This window comes from Saccharothrix tamanrassetensis (assembly GCF_014203665.1).
Classification (GTDB): Bacteria; Actinomycetota; Actinomycetes; order Mycobacteriales; family Pseudonocardiaceae; genus Actinosynnema; species Actinosynnema tamanrassetense.
Genome location: NZ_JACHJN010000012.1, coordinates 243,153 through 261,176, shown reverse-complemented (window position 1 = coordinate 261,176; position 18,024 = coordinate 243,153). Strand labels below are relative to the sequence as shown.

Here is an 18,024-nt window from a genome sequence, read left to right as displayed (position 1 = left end):
ACCACACGACCGTGACCCGACGACGGAGAAGAGTGAGAGACAGCCCATGAGCAGAACCATCCTGTCCAACGGACGCATCAACGGTGTCGGCGACCCACGGACCATCACCGTCGCGGACGGGAAGATCACCTCCATCGGTCCCGGTGCCCCGGCCGACCTCGGACCGGCCGACCACGTCGAGGAGTTGAACGGTCAGATCGTCCTGCCGGGCTTCGTCGACGGCCACGCGCACGCCGACAAGAGCCTCTGGGGTGAGCCGTGGGTCCGGCGTGATTCCGAGCCCATCACCATGGACCAGATGTTCGACGACACGGTGCGGCAGTGGGCGGAGACCACCACACCGGTCGCCCGGCGGGCGGGTGCCTTCCTCAGGAACTGCGTCTCGTACGGGTCGACGTCCATCAGGACGTTCGTGGACGTCGCCCCGGAGGTGGGGCTGGACGGGATCCACGGGCTGTTCGAGGTGCGCGAGGAACTGGCCGAGCTGACCGACCTGAAGATCGTGGCGTTCCCCCAGCTCGGGCTGCTGCGCAAGCCGGGCACCGCCGAACTGCTCGAACAGGCCCTGCGCGAAGGGGCGGACGCCGTCGGAGGCCTGGACCCGGCGGGGGTGGACGGTGACGCGGCACGCCAGCTGGACACCGTTTTCGGGCTGGCGGAGAAGTACCAGGTCCCGGTGGACTTCCACCTGCACGAGTCCGGCGAACTCGGCATCTGGCTCATCGGGCAGATCTCCGCGCGCGTCAAGGCACTCGGTATGCAGGGCAAGGTCAGCCTCTGCGACGTGTTCAGCCTCGCCGAGCCCACCCCGGCGCAGCTGGAGCACCTCGGCACCCTGCTCTCCGACGCCGGGATCGCGGTCGCCGTCGGTGTGCACGGACTCCTCCCGGTGCCGGACGTGAAGACGTTGCACGCCATGGGTGTCCGCATGTGCCTCGGGTCCGACTCGTCGCGGAGCCTGTGGTCGCCGTGGGGCGAGGGCGACATCCTGTCCCGGGCGATGTTCATGGCCTACAAGTGCTACTGGCGCCGCGACGAGGACCTGGAGTTCGCGGTGACCATGGCCACCCGGCTGGGTCGCGACGCACTCGGCTTCGAACGGTGCGACCTCGACGTCGGCGACCCGGCGGACCTGGTGGTGCTCCCCGGTGACGCGATCGGGGAGATCGTCGTGGCGCCGCCCCAGCGGACCCTGGTCATGAAGCGAGGGAAGATCGTGGCCCGCGCCGGGAAGATCACCCTCCCGGCCTGACGAGCACCACGACAGCCACCCTGTCCGCACTGTCCACATCGGACTGACCCGCTGCCGCTCGACCGGATCGCCCGCTCCCACGGGGCGCGGGAAGGCCGTCGCGGACCCGGTGACGGGATTGCGGTGACGAGGACCGCGTCGTGCCTGTCCGAGGGCACGGGTCCGCCATTCGACCCGATCACCGAACGATGGTAGCGCGACCGTTCAGGGTCTTTTCCGGTCGGCACGGAGCAATTGTCGCGTCGGCCCGGTCACGGTGCGACCGATCCGCCCTAGCCTGCCGATGTGCGGAGGACGCACAGGAGGTGCGATGAGGACAGGATCCTGGTTGGCCGCCACGGCGGTGATAGCCGGTGGGCTGGTGGGTGTCACACCGGTCGCCGTGGCCGATGTGCTGGGCGCGGGCACGCCCGGCGCCATCGAGGGCAGTTATGTGGTGGTGCTCAAGGGAGAACGCGCGCCGGATGACCTGGCTGCCCGGTACTCGGGTACGGTCGTCCACGAGTTCTCCCATGTGTTCCAAGGGTTCTCGGTGCGCATGACGGCACGCGACGCACGGCGGCTCGCCGCCGATCCGGCGGTGTCCTACGTGCAGCAGAACCAGCGGGTGAGAGTCGCCGGCGAACAACCCGACCCGCCGTCGTGGGGACTGGACCGGGTCGACCAGCGGCGCCTGCCGTTGGACGACTACTACCGGTACCCCAACACGGCGTCGAACGTCACCGTGTACGTGGTCGACACCGGAGTCCGGGTCAGCCACCGCGACTTCGGCGGACGTGCGGTGTGGGGCACGAACACCGTGGACGACCAGAACGAGGACTGCCACGGGCACGGCACGCACGTCGCCGGCACCGTCGGCGGGTCGACCTACGGCGTGGCGAAAGGCGTCCGGCTGGTCTCGGCGAAGGTGTTCGACTGCTACGGCAACGGCAGCAGCGAGGACGTCGCGGAGGCGTTGGACTGGGTGGTGGCGAACCACGCGTCCGGTCCGGCCGTGGCGAACATGAGCCTCGGCGGCGACGCCCCGGACCGGGTGATCGAGGACGCCGTGCGGCGGACCATCGCCGATGGCGTGGTGGCGGTGGTGGCGGCGGGCAACGAGTCCGACGACTCGTGCCGGCACTCGCCGTCACGGGTGCGGGAGGCGTTGACCATCGCGTCGTCCGACTGGACCGACCGGCGGTCGTACTTCTCCAACTACGGCAGCTGTGTCGACCTGTTCGCACCGGGTGAGAGCATCGCCTCGGCGTACAACGGCAGCGACACGGACTGGGGCGAGCTGTCCGGGACGTCCATGGCGACGCCGCACGTGGCCGGCGCGGCGGCGCTGCTGCTGTCCGGGAACCCCGCGCTGACGCCCGCTCAGGTGGCGACCACGTTGGTGAACAACTCCACCAAGAGCGTGGTGTCCGACCCGAGGGGCTCGCCGAACCGGCTCCTGACGGTCAACCCCGCGTACTGATCGACCCGCATCACCCCGCCCGCCTCCTCCGGACCCGCCATCGGCCGCGGTCACGCCCGCGTCCCGGTCGACCGGCCGGTCATCGTGTCGGAGGAGGCGGGCGGGGTTCGTCGATGTCACCGGCCGCGCGGGGTGACCAGCCCGGACTCGTAGGCGAGGACCACGAGCTGGGCGCGGTCACGGGCGTGGAGTTTCGTCATGGCGCGGTTGATGTGGGTCTTGGCGGTCAGTGGGCTGATCACCATGCGGTCGGCGATCTGGTCGTTGGACAGGCCGTGGGCGACCAGGGCGACGGCCTCCCGCTCGCGGTTGGTCAGCCCGTTCAGGTCCGTGTCGGCACGCGGGTGGAGCGGCTCGCTGACGTACCGGTCGATCAGCTTGCGGGTGATCGACGGCGCGAGCAGCGCGTCGCCGCGCGCGGCGACCCGTACGGCGTGCAGGAAGTCCTCCGGCTCGATGTCCTTGACGAGGAATCCGGCGGCACCGGCGCGCAGCGCGTTGAAGACGTGCTCGTCCAAGCCGTAGTTGGTCAGGATGACGACGTGCACCCGCGCCAGGGCCGGGTCGGCGGCGATGCGCCGGGTGGCCTCGATGCCGTCCATGACGGGCATCCGGATGTCGATGAGCGCGATGTCCGGCAGGTGTTCCCCGGCGAGCGCCAGGCCTTCCTCCCCGTCGCCGGCCTCGGCCACCACCTCGATGTCGTCCTCCACGTCGAGCAGCGCGCGGAAGCCGCTGCGGAGGAGCGGCTGGTCGTCGACCAGCAGGACGCGGATCACGACGCCCGGTCCACGGGTAGTTCGGCGTGGACGGTGAAGCCGCCCTCGCTGCGCGGTTCCGCGCGCAGGCGACCACCGAGGGCTGCGACCCGTTCGCGCATCCCGAGCAGCCCGACACCGGGCGTCGCGGCGGTGCCCGGCGTGGCCTTGCCGTCGTCGTCGACCCGGATGGCGAGGGCGTCCGGGCGGTAGTCGATCCGGACCGACGCCGTGGCGGCGGCGGCGTGCCGGGCGATGTTGGTCAGCGACTCCTGGACGATCCGGTAGGCGGTCCGGTCCACCGCGGCCGGCACGTCGTGCCGCTGCCCGCCGATCGTCAGCGTCGCGTCCAGGCCGGTCGTGCGGGCCCGTTCCACCAGTTCCGGGACATGGGCGAGGCCGTGCGGCGGGGACTTGCCGTCATCGCGCAGCGCCTCCAGGGTCGCCCGCAGTTCCCGGGCCGCCTCACGACCGGCCTCGTCGATCGCCAGCAGGGCCTCCGGCACCTGTTCGCCCCGCTTGCGGGCCAGGTGGACGGCGACCCCGGCCTGCACCTTGATGATCGAGATCTGGTGGGTGAGGGAATCGTGCAGCTCCCGCGCGATGTGCAGCCGCTCCTCGTCGGCGCGGCGGCGCGCGGTCTCCTCCCGGGTGCGCTCGGCTTCGTCCGCCCGCCGCTCGGCCTGCCGCAGCGCTTCGCCGGCGGCGCCGGCGGCGACCAGCCAAGCCAGTTCGAGGGCACCCCGGGACCGTGCGAGCGCCTCGCCCACGGACATGGCCTGTGCCAGGGCGACGAGCGGGAGAGCGGCCAGCATCACCACCGCCGCCACGACCGTGGCGACGCGGTGGCCCGCCCGCACGGCGGCGTACACCGCGAACAGGAACGCGACGGCGGGCACGTCGAAACCGACCGCCTGATGACCCACCGCGCACAGCCCGGTGACGATCAGGACGGGAACCGGAGCGCGGCGACGCGCCACCAGCGCCAGACCGCCGACCGCCAACAGCGCGTAGCCGAGGAAATCGATACCGGTGGCGGCGTGGTTCTCGGACAGCCCGGCGACCACCAGCGTCGCTGCCACGCAGACGGCGATCGCCCAATCCTTGACAGCGGCCGGAACGCCGGACCGTCCTGTGCTCATGCGCGCACGTTAGCCGGATCCTGTCGCGGACGACTCCTCCCCGCAGACGACCGGCCGGCTACCGCGCACGCAGTACTTCTCCGGCGCCTGCCGCGTCCGCGGCAGCGGGATGCGTCCCTTGTGGCAGCGCGAATTGCATCCGTCCGCACAACGACCGGCGGTGCGTCCGGCGGACATGATCAGGCGACATCCGAATCCCGGAAACGGAGAGGGACATGAGTTCATCAAAAGCCCTGCTGTCAGTCCGCCTGGTGCTCGCCGTGGCCGGAGCCGCCCTGATCGGAGGTTCCGGGCTCGCCACGCCCGCAGCCGCGCACGCTTCGGTCGACCGGTCGGTCGCCGCCGGCGTTCTCACCATGAGCGCCGGGCGACTCGGGGCCACCACCGCCGCCGTGCTGGGTCTGATCGGCGTGGTCGTCGGCGGGCTGGCGCTGGCCCGTCCCACCAGTCGCGTCGGCACCGGCTCGGGGCGACTCGGGGCCGTCGTGGCCTTGGCGGCGGGGCTGGTCGGGATGGCCCTCGGCGGGCTGGTCGTGGCCACCTCCGACAGTGGTATCGGCACGGGCAACGGGCGCGGCGGGGCCTACGTGGCCCTGGTGGTGGGGCTGGTCGGCGTGGTCCTCGGCGGGCTGGCCCTGGCCCGCTCCCGCCGCACCGGCAGGCTCACCGGCTGACCCGTCTTCGCCACCACGGTCGCGACGAGGGCTCCGCGTTCTCGACCAGGCGGACTGTCCGATCAGCGCGACGGCTCGTTCGAGTTCGTTCCGGGCTCTGTCCCGCGCGGGGTAGTCGCCGGTGCTGTCCAGGTCGTGCGGTGGAACGCCCCTGTACGACTGGGGCAGCCGCGTGCTCTGCCGAGCAGATGACCGACGACCGTCCCGGCTGCCCCGGACCCGAACCGGGGCAGCCGGGAGGCGGTTGCCGACACCGCCCGCCGACCGTCTAAACCGCGGGTTCGATCGCCTCGGGCACGTCGAGCGTCGCGGCGATGAGGCTCTGCGTGTAGGGGTGCGAGGGCGCCGTCAGTACGGCATCGGTCGCGCCCGACTCCACGACCCGTCCCTGGCTCAGCACGACGACGCGGTCCGCGATACTGCGCACCACCGCCAGGTTGTGCGTGACGAAGACCATCGACAGCCCATCGGCCAGGAGCGAACGCAGCAGTTCCACCACGGACGCCTGCACCGACACGTCCAGCGCGGACGTCACCTCATCGCAGATCAGGAGCTTCGGCTCACACACCAGGGCGCGCGCGATCGCGACGCGCTGGCGCTGTCCTCCCGACAGTTGAGCGGGATAGCGGTCGGCGAGCCGCGAAGGTATCTCCACGCGCTCAAGCGCCTCCCGCACACGCTTCCTGCCCTCGCGCGCGCTCATTCCGAAGTAGTGCTGCAGGGGCACCACCAGACTGCTTTCCACGCTGCGATGGGGATTGAGCGATCCGTAGGGATTCTGGAAGACGTACTGCACCCCGCGGCGGGTCTCTTTGCTGCGTTCGCCCGCCGGGGCCGGAATGGGCCGGCCCTCGAACGTCAGAACCCCCTCTTGCTCCTCGTGCAGGCCCACGAGGCACCGCGACATCGTGGTCTTGCCACTGCCCGACTCGCCGACGAGGGCCAAGCACTCCCCTCGATCGAGGCCGAAGGACACGTCGAAGATGATCTGCCTGCCGCCGTACCCGGCGTTCAGCCCGGAGACCGAGAACAGGTCCTGGCCGCCGGCGGCGACCACGTGCGTCTCGTGCGGGCGCGGCAGGACGCGGGGTGTCCGCGCCACCTCGTCCGTGCGCAGGCACCTTGCCGACGTCCCGGACGGCCCGGGCACGAGTTCCGGGCGGGTCGTCCCGCACTCGGCCACGGCGTAGTCGCAGCGCGGCGCGAAGACGCATCCGTGTCGGCTCTCATCCGCACCGGGCGCACGCCCGGGAATCGGGACGAGTCGGTGCCGGTGGGTCGCCGACGGCACCGCGGCCAGCAGGGCGCGGGTGTAGGGGTGGGCGGCGCGGATGAGCACGTCCCGGTCGGTGCCGCTCTCGACCACCTCGCCGCCGTACATGACGGTGACGTAGTCGGCGACGTCGGCCACGACGGCGAGGTCGTGGGAGACGTAGATCGCCGCCATGTCGTGTTCGCGGCACAGGTCCCGCACCATCTCCAGCACGCGGGCCTGGGTGGACACGTCCAACCCGGTCGTCGGCTCGTCGAGCACGATCAGTCGCGGTCCGGCCGCGATCGCCATCGCGATCGCCACGCGCTGCTGCTGACCGCCGGAGAGCTGTCGCGGATGGCGCTTGAGGAACGCGTCGTCGCTCGGCAGCCCCACGGTCTCCAGCAGCCCCCGGACGCGTGCCAGCGCCTCGCGCTTGGGCAACCGCAGCCCTTCGGTCAGCTGGGTCGCGAGGCTCAGGCTGGGGTTGAGCGCAGTCGCCGGGTCCTGCGGGACGAAGGCGACCTTGCTGCCCCGCGCGCGGCGCAACTGCCCTTCCGGCAGGGCGAGCAGGTCGACACCGTCGATGACCACCCGTCCGCCGGTGATCGTCGCACCCTTCCGCGCGTACCCCAGCAGGGCCAGCGCGAGCGTGCTCTTGCCGGAGCCCGACTCGCCGACCACGCCCATGACCTCGCCCCGGCCGAGCTCGAAACAGATGTCCTGGACGATGTCGTTGCCGGTGGCGTCCACCGTCACGGTGACGCCTGAGACCTCCACCTCTTTCCCCACTTCAGCGCTTCCCTTCCGTGCGGCCGACCGTCCTGGCAACGGACTCGGCGACGAGGTTGCCCCCGAGCGCCATCATGAGGATCAGCACGATCGGCGCCAGCACCGGCAGGGGCGCGATCGACAGGCCGTCCTGGTTCTCGCCGACCATCAGGCCCCAGTCCGCCGCCGGCGGCGCGATGCCGAACCCGAGGTAGCTCAGCGAGGCGATCGCCGAGACCGCCCAGACGAGCCGCATCCCGGTCTCCACCATCAGCGGCGAGGTCACGCCGGGCAGGACCTCCCGGACCAGGATCTGCTTCGGTGGCAGGCCGTTCGCCTTCGCCCAGAGCACGTACTCGCTGCCGATCACCGGAAGTGCCGCACCGCGCATCACCCGGGACACACCGGGCACGAACGCCACACCGACGAGCACCGCGGTCAGCAGCGTGCTACGACCGAGCATGGACACGAACAGCAGCACGAAGATGATCTCCGGGAAGCTCAGCAGGACGTCCATGGCGCGCATGAGCAGCGCGTCGACGGCTCCACCCTTGTAGGCGGCGGTGAGGCCGACGAGACAGCCGAGGAACACGCCGAGACCCGCCGCGAGGATCGCCATCCACGAGAGGTTGAGGCCTCCGTGGAGCAGCCGGCTCAGGACGTCGCGGCCGAGGATGTCGGTTCCCAGCAGGAACTTCCCGCCCGGACCCTCCAGAGGCTGCCCGATGATGGCGTCGGGAGCGTAGGGGGCGAAGAAGGGGCCGAGCACCACCAGGAGCCCGACCGCCGCGAGCAGCGCGAGGCCGAGCCGCGCCTGTCCGGTGCGGACGGCACGGCTGAGCACCGAGAGGTTGCTTCTCCCGCCTGCCGCTGTGCCGGTGTCCAACGGCGCTGCGACGGTGTCCAACGGCGCCGGGCCGCCGATCACCGGGTTCTCCGACGGCGGGAGGCCGGCTGTCTGATCCGTTGTCACGGCTTGCTCCTTCATCGCGACCTGCCCAAGGCGGCGAAGACGTCCGCGAGGAGGTTGAAGAGGTAGTACGCGGTCGCGAGGATGAGGATGCACGCCTGCATCACCGGCAGGTCATGGGAGTTCACGGCACTGACGACCGCCGTCCCGAGACCCGGGTAGGAGTAGACGTACTCGACCACGACGACGCCCGTGATGGTGACCGCGGCGACCAGGCTGGCGGCCGGAAGGCTTGCCGCGACCGCGTTCGGCAGGGCGTGCCGGAACAGGATGCGGCGACTGCCGAGCCCCTTCAGGATCGCCGTCTGGACGTACTCGCTGTTCATCGCGTCGATGAACGAGGCCCGCACCAGACGTCCGAGGTACATGACGCCCATGAGCGTCAGGGTGGTGACCGGGAGGACGAGTTCGGCCGGGTGCCACCAGGGCAGGTCCCCCGGCGGGATGTTCGAGACCCCCGGCAGCACACCGAGCACCGACGTGGCGAAGAACGCGATCAGCAGCATTCCCACGACGAAGGCGGGGAGTGCCGTGAACAGCGAGGACACCGCGACGAAAGCCTTGTCCAGCGCGCTGTCGCGCTTGTAGGCGCTGAACACGCCGACGATCACGGCGAGCGGGAGGATCAGCACCAGCGACATGAAGCCCAGGGTGAACGAGTTGAACATCCTCGGGCCGACGATGTCGCCCACCGGCTCGCCGTTCTCCAGGGAGGTCCCCATCTGCCCGGAGAGCACGCCGCTTAGCCAGTGCCAGTACTGGCCGAGCAGCGGCTGGTCGAGCCCGAGCTGCTGGCGGAGACCCGCCACCTGCTCGGCCGTCGCGTCCTTGCCGAGGATGATCCGGGCCACGTCCCCCGGCAGCGCCTGGGTGACCAGGAACAGCAGCACCGAGACCAGGAACAGCACGAGCACACCGACGAGGAGCCGACGTACCAGCCACGGGATCGTCGCGTTCTTCGGTCCCGGTGGCGAACCGCGATGGCGGATGCGCATCCGCGTCGTCAGTTGAGACATGGAGTTCAGCTTTCGACTGTCACGTTCGTCAGGAAGGAGAGCGGGCGGCCGTTCACGTCCGGCACCAGTCCGCGGACGTTGCTGCGGTGCGGCATGAGCACGTTGACGAACGCGGGCGTGATCGTCGTGCCCTGTTCGTGCTCGATCTTGTGCATCTGGTTCATGATCGCGCACTGCTCGTGCTCGGGTGCCAGGAACAGCTGGTCGGCGAGCCCGACGAAGGCCGGGTTGTCCCAGTGCGTGGCGTTGCCGACACGTCCGGGCAGGAGCCCGCCGATCACGGTCGGCAGGTAGGGGATCGGGTTGAAGTCGATGAACACCGGCCACTGGCCCCACTTGGACAGCAGCTCGGGAACCGTGACCACGTTGACGGCGACCTTCACCCCGGCCTTCGCGGCGTTCTCGGAGAACACCTGGGCCAGTTCCTGCATACCGGGCAGGAGTCCGTCGGTCGTCACCGAGAACGACAGGTCGCTCTGCCCCGCCTCGGCGAGGAGCCTCTTCGCCTGCTCGATGTCCTGCTTGCGCTGGGGGATGTCCGGGGCGACGCACTGCGGCGTGCCACCCTCGTGGTCGTTCGCCACCCGCGCGTACCCGCCGAAGGCGTTGGACACGACCTGCTCCCGGTCGATCAGGAGCCGCAGCGCCTGCCGCACGCGCAGGTCGTCGAAGGGCGCCACGGTCGTGTTGAGGCCGATCCGCAGCGTGAAGTCACCCTTGCTGTCGAGGAGTGCGATGCCGTTCTTGCCCGCGAACGACTTCGCGATGGTCGGAGTCGCACCCGAGGCGATGTCGACCTGGTTGGACAGCAGGGCGTTCGCCTGCGCCTGCTGGCTGGGGAACTCGATGATGTCGACCCCGCCGAGCTGGGGCTTGTCACCCCAGTAGCCGTCGAACCGCTCCAGTTTGGACTGCCGCCCGGCGGCGAAGTCCTTGACGCTGAACGGTCCGGTGCCGATCGGCTTCTCCGGCACCGAGCCCGCCTTGGTCATGGGCAGCAGGACGTTCGCCCAGATCTCCTTGAACGGGGCGAAGGGCTCGCTCAGGCCGACCCGGACGGTCAGCCCGTCCACCGCTTCGACGGCCTTCGGGTCGATCTTCTCGATGAACGCCAGCCCTTGGACGGCGTGCGCCGGGTCGCGCAGGTACTTGATGCTCGCCACCACGTCGGCGGAGGTGAAGTCGCTGCCGTCGGTGAACTTGACGCCGGGGCGGAGCTTGATCGTCCACTCGCTGAAGTCGGCGTTCGCGGTCATGTCCGTGGCGAGGCGCCACTCGCGCCGCCCCGTGTGGTCCAGGCGGGTGAGGCCCTCGTACAGCAGAGCGCTGCGGAGCTGCTGGGTGGGGCTCTGGTTGCTGGCGTAGGGGTTCAGGCTCTCGCCCGGGTCGGTGGCGGCGGCGATGCGGAGCGTGCCGCCCCCGCTGTTCCCGGCCCGTTCCGGAGGAGCGCAGCCCGCGAGCGCGGCGGCGATGAGAACGGCACCGGTCGCGATACCGAGCAGCCTGGACGAGGGACGTCGGGCCGGCGTGGCTGACACGACGACAGGCCCGGGGCGTGGGGGTCTGCGCAACACTGGGCAACTCCAGTTCCGAGTGGGCGGACGGACTCGGTTCTAACCCGTTAGATCAGCTCCCCCTCGCCTGATCCCGGATGAACTTCGCCACACAGTACGTCGCGTCACGGCCTGACGGAAGAGGTTCCGGAGCAGTTTCTAAACGCTTAGAACGTGTTAGCCTCGGCGCCGACCGCCAGGGGGAAGCACATGGAGGAAGAGGCCCGATGACCAGTCAGTACGAGCGCCTGTTCGTCAGGAAGATGCCCAACTGCATCGACGACCTCGTGAACGAGGGAGCCGCCGCCGGCGTCGTCGAACCGGACAACGTGGGCGAGGCGCTCGCGCTCATGCGCTCGCAGGAAGTCCCGGAGAGCAAGATCCACTTGACCTACACCTGGATCAGGGAGTGCGACTCCCCCGTGCAGTGGGTGAAGGAGCACGAGCACGACTACGACGAAGTCCTGATCTGGCACGGCAACGACCCGGACAACGTGGACGACCTCGGCGCGGAGATCTACCTCGACATCGAGGGCGTCCGGCACACGATCACGACCAGTGGTTCGGTCTACATCCCCGCGGGCGTCCGCCACTGCCCGCTCGGCTTCAACCGAGTCGACCGCCCGTTCCGCTTCAGCGCCCTGTCGTTGAGCCCGAACTACGGGTCGGACGAGCACGAGCCCGCGAAGTAGGGCGTGTCCGAAGGCGTCAGCTCCGCCGTGTGCTCGCGCGGCGGGGCCGACGCGACACGCCGTGCCCGACCGCGAAGGTCGAAGGCCGGCGAAGAACGAGCTGCCGCACGACCCCGGCGGGCACGCGCACTTCCACGCCTCGGTGACTACCCGCCCGGGGCTACCCGCCTGTGGCTACGCCGAGCCGCGAAGCATCCGAACCCTGCTCGCACCCGCACGTCACGCCGATGCTGAGCGTGCCGTCCAGGACCACCGACGCCCCTGAACCTCCACCTTCGTAGAAGGTCTCGTCCAAGGCGTCGAACGCGCGGACCGCGAGCTGCTCGAACGGGAGGCTGATGGTGGTGAGCGGGAAGCTCCCCAGCCGCGCCTCCCGTATGCCGTCGAAGCCCACGACCGCCAGGTCGTCGGGTACGCGCAACCCGAGGTTGGTCGCCGTGCGGATCGTCACCAGCGCCTGCTCATCGGTCGTCGCGTAGATCGCGCGGGGTCGGTTCCCGCTCTCCAGGACCTGCCTCACCGCACGCTCCGCTTCGACCCGGTCGAAGGAGGACCGGATGAGCCTGCCCTCCGTGGGCAGGCCCGCACTCCGCATCGCCTGGCGCCAACCACCCTCCCGGCCTTTCGCCGGGCCCGCCTCGAGCTCACCGGCCACGCAGACGATGTCCTCGTAGCCGTGCCGGATCAAGTGCTCGACGACGAGCGCGGCGCCCTGGAGGTCGTTGAAGGTCACGCTCGGCGAGGTGCTGTCGGGGCTGGCCCACTGCACGTAGACCCGAGGGGTCTCGTCTTCCTGGCGCGGCTCTTCGCCGGTCGTCACGAAGATCCCGCGCGGGCGCAGCTCGGAGAACGCCTTGCCGTAGTCGTCCCCGAGCGACGAGTGGTAGCCGGTGTTGCCGAGCAGCGTGAGCAGGCCCCGGCGACGCCCCTCCGCCTCGATGCAGCGCGAGAGTTCGCCGAAGAAGGCGTTCGCGGTGTCGGGCACCAGCAGGCCGATGAGGTTGGACCGGCCGCCGCTCAACGCGCCGGCGAGCGGGTTGCGCCGGTAGCCGAGCATCCGGATGGCCTCTTCGACCTTGATCCGCGTCTTGTCGGAAACCGGACGGGGTCCGCCGTTGAGCACGTAGCTGACGACAGCCGTCGAAGTCCCCGCGAGGCGCCCCACGTCGTGGAGGGTGGGCCTACGCGCCGGACGCGCCGTGCGCTTGCTTCCCACGCTCCTGCTCCCTGTCACTTCCCTGGTCGCCCCGGGCTTCCGGCCACCGTTCGCGCCGCCGCCTGTGACGTGGTCACAGCTTTATTCTAGAGCACATGGGGCGACTCACCGCCGCACGCCGATGCCGCCGCCGGCGACCTCGACGACGAGCCCGGCGCCCACACCGACGCCCACTCCGCGGCCCCATCCCCGGCACGGGCTTCCACCCGACCAGCCGAGCGGGACGGCACCCGGATCGCCGCTCCCGGTGCCGCTTGAAAAATCGGTTGGCGGGCGTGGGCGGCTCCCGGATAGCCTCCGACCCGTCCTACCGTGAACTCGTGGGCGTCCCGCCCTGGAAAGCAGCTGATCTATGCCCCGGCATGGGCCGAGTGTGCCTCGCCACCGCACCTCGGCCGGGTCCTGTAGCTGACCGCTTCGGCGCGTCGGCATTCCCGGCATCGTCCGGTGCGGCTTCGGGCTGCCCGTTCTGCCAACACGGCCCGCCCCACGGGGTGAGGACCGCTCGGCCCCTCCGGCCTTCGACCGTACAACGTACGAGATCCGGCTAGGAGCGTTCCGGGTGTCCAACACCAACGAAAGATCCAACCCGTCCGACTTCGGTTCGCGCACGGAAACCTTCGCCTGCGTGTGGTGCGGGCTGACGGTCACCGCGCGGGCCCCTGACGGCGGGCGGCGCAACCACTGCCCGAGCTGCCTGCAGTCCCGGCACGTCCACGACCACGTCGCGGGCGGGCCGTCCGAGTGCCAGGCACGGATGTCACCCATCTCGATCGCGGTGCCGCGCAACGGGGACTGGAAGATCGTCCACCGCTGCACGCGCTGCGACGAGCTGACCGCGCACGGGGTGCACGGCGACGACAACCAGCTCATCCTGATGCGGCTGGCCGTCCGCCCGCTCGCCCAGCCGCCCTTCCCACTGGAGGTGTTCGGCAACCTGTGAGGTCGTCGGAGACGGGAGGCAACCATGCCACGACGCAACCCACGGCACCCCGACCGGCGCACCCAGCGGCGGAAGGACGTCACGCACCGGGCCGACCAACGGCCGGGCGGGGCGTTCCGCTGCGCGGGCTGCCGGCTCGACGTGCCGCTCGGCGCGCCCGGCACGGCACACCGCAACCACTGCCCGCAGTGCCTGATCAGTCTGCACGTGGACGGCCGGGTTCCCGGCGACCGCGCCGCCGACTGCGGCGGGCGGATGGAGGCGCTGAGCCTGTTCGCCCGGCCGGACGGTGAGTGGATGCTCATCCACCACTGCCTGGTCTGCGGGGAGCTCAGCGCCAACCGCATCGCCGGCGACGACAACCCGCTGGCGCTGCTGAGGATGGCGGTCCGACCGCTGTCCGACAGCCGGGTTCCGGTGCGGGCGTTGCTCGCGCTGTGAGCCGGAGCCCCGGCGTCGACCCTCGTCGACGCCGGGGCCCCGGTCCCACCCGCCGGCCGACGTGCCACCGCCGCCGGGACTGCGTGCTCCGCGCCGGTCAGTCCCAGGCGTCGGCGAGGGTGCGGGCGACGGCAGTGCCGAGGATCCGGACTCCCCGGGGTGAGCCGGGGTCGATGCCGGTCAGCTCCCTGGCCCGGTGCAGCCGGTAGTCCAGGGTCCGCGGGTGGATGCACAGCGACTCCGCGGTGCGCCGCCGGTCGAAGCCGTTGTGGTAGTAGGAATCCAGGGTGGACACCAGGTCCGGCCCGGCGGCGAGGCGGCGTGCGACCTCGCGCAGCCACCGGTCGACCCGGGGCAGCCGGGCCACGGCGAGTTCCACGAAGACGTCGGCGACGCCGTGCATCCGACGCGGCGTGGTCCGCATCGGCGCGACCCCCGCGGCCTGCCGCGCCAAGTCCACGGCTTCGGCCAGCCCGCGCACCCGTCCGCCGGCACAGCCGACCGCGCAGGGCCCGCCGAGCAACTCGGCGAAGTCCCGGACCACCGCGGGCGCCGCGTCGTCGGACGCGGACGGCAGCCACGGCGGCACGAGCCCGCTGCTCGGCACCAGGGCGATGAACTCCGATGGCCGCGCCCAGCTCATCGGCAGCTGGTGCTGCTTGAACAGGTGCTCGACGACGTCACCGCGCGACGGCAAGGCACCGGCCGGGTCTGGTACGCGGACCACCACCACGGTGTAGTGGTCCGACAGCCGCAGGCCGAGGGAGCACGACACGTGGCGCGCCATCACGTCGTCGTCGAGCAGCATCCCGGTGAGCAGCGCAACCCGATCGGCCACCGGCAGGCAACGCTTCTGCCCCTCCAGGAAGCCCTCGAAGTAGGCACCGGTGCCGATCACGCCCTGCGCGCCGAACCAGCCGGTGAGGCCGAGCAGGTCGGCCAGGTCGTTCGGGCCGGTCGCGTCGTGGATCTCGTGCAGCATCAGCGTGCCGTGCAGCACCACGGCCCGCCTCACCGACGCCAGCGAGACTCCTTGCGCGCCCCGCTGCGTCCCGATCGAGGCGATGTGGGCGCGGTCGTCCTCGGACAGCGGCCGTTCGTCCGACGCCAGGGACACCGTGCTGCGCCGGAACCACACCGCGTAGTCCAGCATGGCGGCCTCGGCGCGCGGGTCTGCCGCCACGGCGCCGTACTCGAACAGCTCGCGCCCGTAGACGACGACCTCGTTGCGGGCGTTCGCCTCCGCCCGTCTGTCCAAGGCGACGAAAAGACCTCTCATCACGACTCCCGGCCCGTGGCGGCGACGCCACCGGGCAGGGAGATGCTAGTGAGTCATCCGGGGTCCGGCGCGAAAACCGGCCTGGTGGCGGCACAAGATCGGCCGCCCGGCGGTACTCGGGCTCCCCGTTTGCGCAGAGTGACAAAGTGGCGGGCACCCGGGCCGCGCGGACGTCGCTGTTTCACGAGGCGCGGTCCGCCGGGGGCTTGACACGCTGGCGACCCGAAGTCCCCGCCATCCACCCCCGGGAGATGCACATGATCCGCTCGCGATCCAACCGCGTGGCCGCGCTGCTGGCCGGCGCCCTCACCACGGTCGGCGCGACGCTCGTCGCCGCCGGCCCGGCCACCGCCGCGCCGACGACGACCTACACCTGCAAAGACCCGCTCAGCGGCGTGGACTTCCTCGCCTCGTGGACGGGCACCAAGGACACCGACGTCATCTGGGCCCAGCCCGGCAGCGTGCTGGTCGCGCTCGGCGGCGACGACTCGGTGTTCTCCGAGATCGCCGGTCCCGCCTCGATCGCCTGCCTCGGCAGCGGGGCCGACACCTTCGGCCACAGCGACCTGCAGCAGACCTCGGTCGGCGCCTTCCGGGTGCGCGGCGAGGACGGCAACGACACCATCACGGGCGGCACCGGCAACGACGTCCTGATCGGCGGCAACGGCAACGACACCCTGGTCGGCGGCCCCGGGCAGGACCGGGTCGACGGCGGGCCCGGCGTGGACCGGTGCGACGCCGAGACCGAGGTCAACTGCGAGTTCTGACCCCGCAGGGCTGGGCCACCCCCGCGCGGACGTGGCCCAGCCGTTCGCGGGTCCGCGTCCGGTCAGAGGAAGTCGAACAACGGCGGGAAGATCAGCACCACGATCCACGCCCAGACGGCGTACACCGGGAGGTAGCCGATCTGCCAGCGCTCCAACGCCGCGAACGGTGTGCGCCGGCCGACCAGGCGCAGCAGCAGCCAAGCCGACCAGACGAGATTGGCCAGCAGGATGGCGTTCTCCCCGAGTGCCGCCGCCTTGTTGGGTGTGGTGCCGTACTCGGTGATGCGCCCGATGATCTCCAACAGCACCAGCACGTCGATGGCCAGTGCGCTGACCACGAGGGCGAGCTGGAGCTTGTCGAACAGCACGGGCGGGGCGAGCGGATCGCGGGCCGAGATCGAGTAGAGCAGCAACCCCAGCACCACCACCAGCAGCAGGTCGAACAGGATCAGCGCTTCCCGCTCGACGTCGATGCCGGCGTCGGCCAGGCCGAAGGTGACCAGGAAGGCCAGCAGCACCGCGGTGAACAGCGGGGTGAACAGCCGCGTGAGCACCGGGGCGATGTTCTCGACGACACCCTGCTTGTACTCGACGAGCCACCCGGCCACCGTGACCGCGGCGGCGGCGCCACAGGGGATGAGCCACTGCGTCACGAAGCCTTCCGGGGAGATCCCGATGGCCTCGAAGGTCCCGAACGTGAAGGCGATCAGCACACCTCCACCCAGGGCGATCAGGACGTAGTAGACGAACCACTCGCCGGTGAAGCGGACGAAGTCCATGCGTCGGCGTGGCGCGCGCACGTCGTCGGACACATAGGCCAGACCGACCACGAACCACAGGGCGATGGGAAGGTGGATGCTGGTCAAGGCCAACGACTGGGACTCGTCGGTGAGCTGGTAGGCGTTGGCCGCCACCGCACCGAGGGCGAACAGCGCGCACAGCACACCGATCAGCCCCCGCCCGGCACGACGGCGCCACGCCAGGAATGCCGCCAACCAGGGCAGTGCGAACAGCCCGAGGTTGGGCGCGTAGAACGCGACATCCTCCTCGAACCCGAGGCCGAACAGTTCCGGCACCTTGATGGACACCGCCGCGCCCACCGCGCAGGCCACCATCGCGACCAGGTCCCGCCGCGACCGGGTGTCGGCTGCGGGACTGCCGGACTCGCCGGTCAGCACCAGCTGCTTCCACAGCCGTTCCGAGTGCTCCCGGGCGAACTCGCGGGACAGGTCGTCCAGGCTGCCCATGCGCTTGACCGCCACCAGGAACGCCTCGTCGGCGTGGAGGCCGGCGGCGACCAGCTCGTCGACCGAGCCCCGGAGGTGGTCCTCGAGCTCGTCGGCGTCGGACCGTCGCAGCTCCGGCCGGCGCTCCACGTAGTGGCGCCACTGGGCGAACTGGGGCTCCAGCTCCTCCCGCCCGTCCGGCTCGGTCATGCGTGGCCTCCCAACGGGAACGCGAGCAGCGGCCGACGGTCGCCGGGCCAGATCTCCTTGAGCGCGTCCACGACGGTGTCCCACTGGCGACGTTGCTCGGCGAGCTCGGCCAGGCCGCTGTCGGTGATGCGGTAGTACTTGCGCCGCCGCTCCCCCGCGACCGACTGCCAGCTCGCCTCCACGTGCCCGAGGCGCTCGAGCCGGTGCAGCAAGGGGTAGAGCAGTCCCTCGGTCCAGTCCAACTCCCCACCGGACAGCTCGTTGATCCGCCGGAGGATGGCGTAGCCGTAGCTGTCCCCCTCGGTCAGGATGCCCAGCACCATCGGTGTCGCCGAGGCGGCCACGAGATCCTTGGTGACTTTCACCAATCCCCTTCCCCTCATACCTAGAACGCTGATGC

Annotated in this window: 17 protein-coding genes; 7 read left to right on the top strand and 10 right to left on the bottom strand. The window is 70.7% G+C overall.

Annotated features, from left to right (window positions below; all coding sequences use genetic code 11):
* Positions 1-46 precede the first annotated feature (46 nt).
* Entirely contained in the window at positions 47-1,252 is a 1,206-nt protein-coding gene (locus FHS29_RS31660; RefSeq protein WP_184697121.1) for an amidohydrolase, read from the top strand.
* 310 nt (positions 1,253-1,562) lie between these two features.
* Positions 1,563-2,714 carry a S8 family peptidase gene (locus FHS29_RS31655; RefSeq protein ID WP_184697118.1) on the top strand — a complete coding sequence of 384 codons (1,152 nt, stop codon included), beginning with the start codon at positions 1,563-1,565 and terminating at the stop codon, positions 2,712-2,714.
* A 116-nt stretch (positions 2,715-2,830) separates the two neighbouring features.
* Here the strand turns inward: FHS29_RS31655 and FHS29_RS31650 are convergent, their stop codons facing one another.
* Both FHS29_RS31650 and FHS29_RS31645 read right to left on the bottom strand, forming a co-directional pair.
* Positions 2,831-3,493: a response regulator gene (locus tag FHS29_RS31650; protein ID WP_184697115.1), complete on the bottom strand. Its 663-nt coding sequence runs from the start codon at positions 3,491-3,493 to the stop codon at positions 2,831-2,833.
* Positions 3,490-4,614: a sensor histidine kinase gene (locus tag FHS29_RS31645; protein WP_184697112.1), complete on the bottom strand. Its 1,125-nt coding sequence runs from the start codon at positions 4,612-4,614 to the stop codon at positions 3,490-3,492. The genes FHS29_RS31650 and FHS29_RS31645 overlap by 4 nt, the downstream gene beginning before the upstream one ends.
* A gap of 215 nt (positions 4,615-4,829) precedes the next feature.
* Here FHS29_RS31645 and FHS29_RS31640 point away from each other — a divergent pair, with 215 nt between their 5' ends.
* The gene (locus FHS29_RS31640; RefSeq protein WP_184697109.1) at positions 4,830-5,288 is read left to right on the top strand and encodes a DUF6223 family protein; all 459 of its coding nucleotides are present in this window, start codon (positions 4,830-4,832) and stop codon (positions 5,286-5,288) included.
* Between the two features lie 268 nt (positions 5,289-5,556).
* On the opposite strand, the gene FHS29_RS31635 is transcribed toward FHS29_RS31640, so the two are convergent.
* Genes FHS29_RS31635 through FHS29_RS31620 form a run of 4 tightly spaced genes read right to left on the bottom strand, consistent with a single transcriptional unit; the run spans position 5,557 to position 10,835 of the window.
* Positions 5,557-7,332 (bottom strand): dipeptide ABC transporter ATP-binding protein, encoded by a 1,776-nt coding sequence (locus FHS29_RS31635; RefSeq protein WP_184697106.1) that lies wholly within the window; start codon positions 7,330-7,332, stop codon positions 5,557-5,559.
* A gap of 1 nt (position 7,333) precedes the next feature.
* Entirely contained in the window at positions 7,334-8,284 is a 951-nt protein-coding gene (locus FHS29_RS31630; protein WP_312865188.1) for an ABC transporter permease, read from the bottom strand.
* 11 nt (positions 8,285-8,295) lie between these two features.
* Positions 8,296-9,297: an ABC transporter permease gene (locus tag FHS29_RS31625; RefSeq protein WP_184697101.1), complete on the bottom strand. Its 1,002-nt coding sequence runs from the start codon at positions 9,295-9,297 to the stop codon at positions 8,296-8,298.
* Positions 9,298-9,302: 5 nt separating this feature from the next.
* Positions 9,303-10,835, bottom strand: coding sequence for an ABC transporter substrate-binding protein (locus FHS29_RS31620; protein WP_184697098.1), 1,533 nt, complete (start codon positions 10,833-10,835; stop codon positions 9,303-9,305).
* A gap of 242 nt (positions 10,836-11,077) precedes the next feature.
* Between FHS29_RS31620 and FHS29_RS31615 the strand changes: the two genes are divergently transcribed.
* The gene (locus tag FHS29_RS31615) at positions 11,078-11,542 is read left to right on the top strand and encodes a cupin domain-containing protein (protein ID WP_184697095.1); all 465 of its coding nucleotides are present in this window, start codon (positions 11,078-11,080) and stop codon (positions 11,540-11,542) included.
* Between the two features lie 160 nt (positions 11,543-11,702).
* On the opposite strand, the gene FHS29_RS31610 is transcribed toward FHS29_RS31615, so the two are convergent.
* Complete coding sequence (locus tag FHS29_RS31610) at positions 11,703-12,707, bottom strand: LacI family DNA-binding transcriptional regulator (RefSeq protein ID WP_312865187.1); 1,005 nt, start codon at positions 12,705-12,707, stop codon at positions 11,703-11,705.
* 613 nt (positions 12,708-13,320) lie between these two features.
* Between FHS29_RS31610 and FHS29_RS37900 the strand changes: the two genes are divergently transcribed.
* Complete coding sequence (locus FHS29_RS37900; RefSeq protein ID WP_184697089.1) at positions 13,321-13,701, top strand: RNHCP domain-containing protein; 381 nt, start codon at positions 13,321-13,323, stop codon at positions 13,699-13,701.
* Positions 13,702-13,725: 24 nt separating this feature from the next.
* Complete coding sequence (locus tag FHS29_RS31600) at positions 13,726-14,142, top strand: RNHCP domain-containing protein (protein ID WP_184697086.1); 417 nt, start codon at positions 13,726-13,728, stop codon at positions 14,140-14,142.
* A 97-nt stretch (positions 14,143-14,239) separates the two neighbouring features.
* Here FHS29_RS31600 and FHS29_RS31595 read toward each other — a convergent pair whose 3' ends face one another.
* A complete protein-coding gene (locus FHS29_RS31595; protein WP_184697083.1) occupies positions 14,240-15,421 on the bottom strand; it encodes a PucR family transcriptional regulator in 1,182 nt (393 codons plus the stop codon).
* A 257-nt stretch (positions 15,422-15,678) separates the two neighbouring features.
* Between FHS29_RS31595 and FHS29_RS37895 the strand changes: the two genes are divergently transcribed.
* Positions 15,679-16,188 (top strand): calcium-binding protein, encoded by a 510-nt coding sequence (locus FHS29_RS37895; protein WP_184697080.1) that lies wholly within the window; start codon positions 15,679-15,681, stop codon positions 16,186-16,188.
* A gap of 62 nt (positions 16,189-16,250) precedes the next feature.
* Here FHS29_RS37895 and FHS29_RS31585 read toward each other — a convergent pair whose 3' ends face one another.
* Complete coding sequence (locus tag FHS29_RS31585; RefSeq protein WP_184697077.1) at positions 16,251-17,624, bottom strand: permease prefix domain 1-containing protein; 1,374 nt, start codon at positions 17,622-17,624, stop codon at positions 16,251-16,253.
* On the bottom strand, positions 17,621-17,989 hold the full coding sequence (locus FHS29_RS31580; protein ID WP_184697072.1) for a PadR family transcriptional regulator: 369 nt from the start codon (positions 17,987-17,989) through the stop codon (positions 17,621-17,623). The genes FHS29_RS31585 and FHS29_RS31580 overlap by 4 nt, the downstream gene beginning before the upstream one ends.
* Positions 17,990-18,024 lie beyond the last annotated feature (35 nt).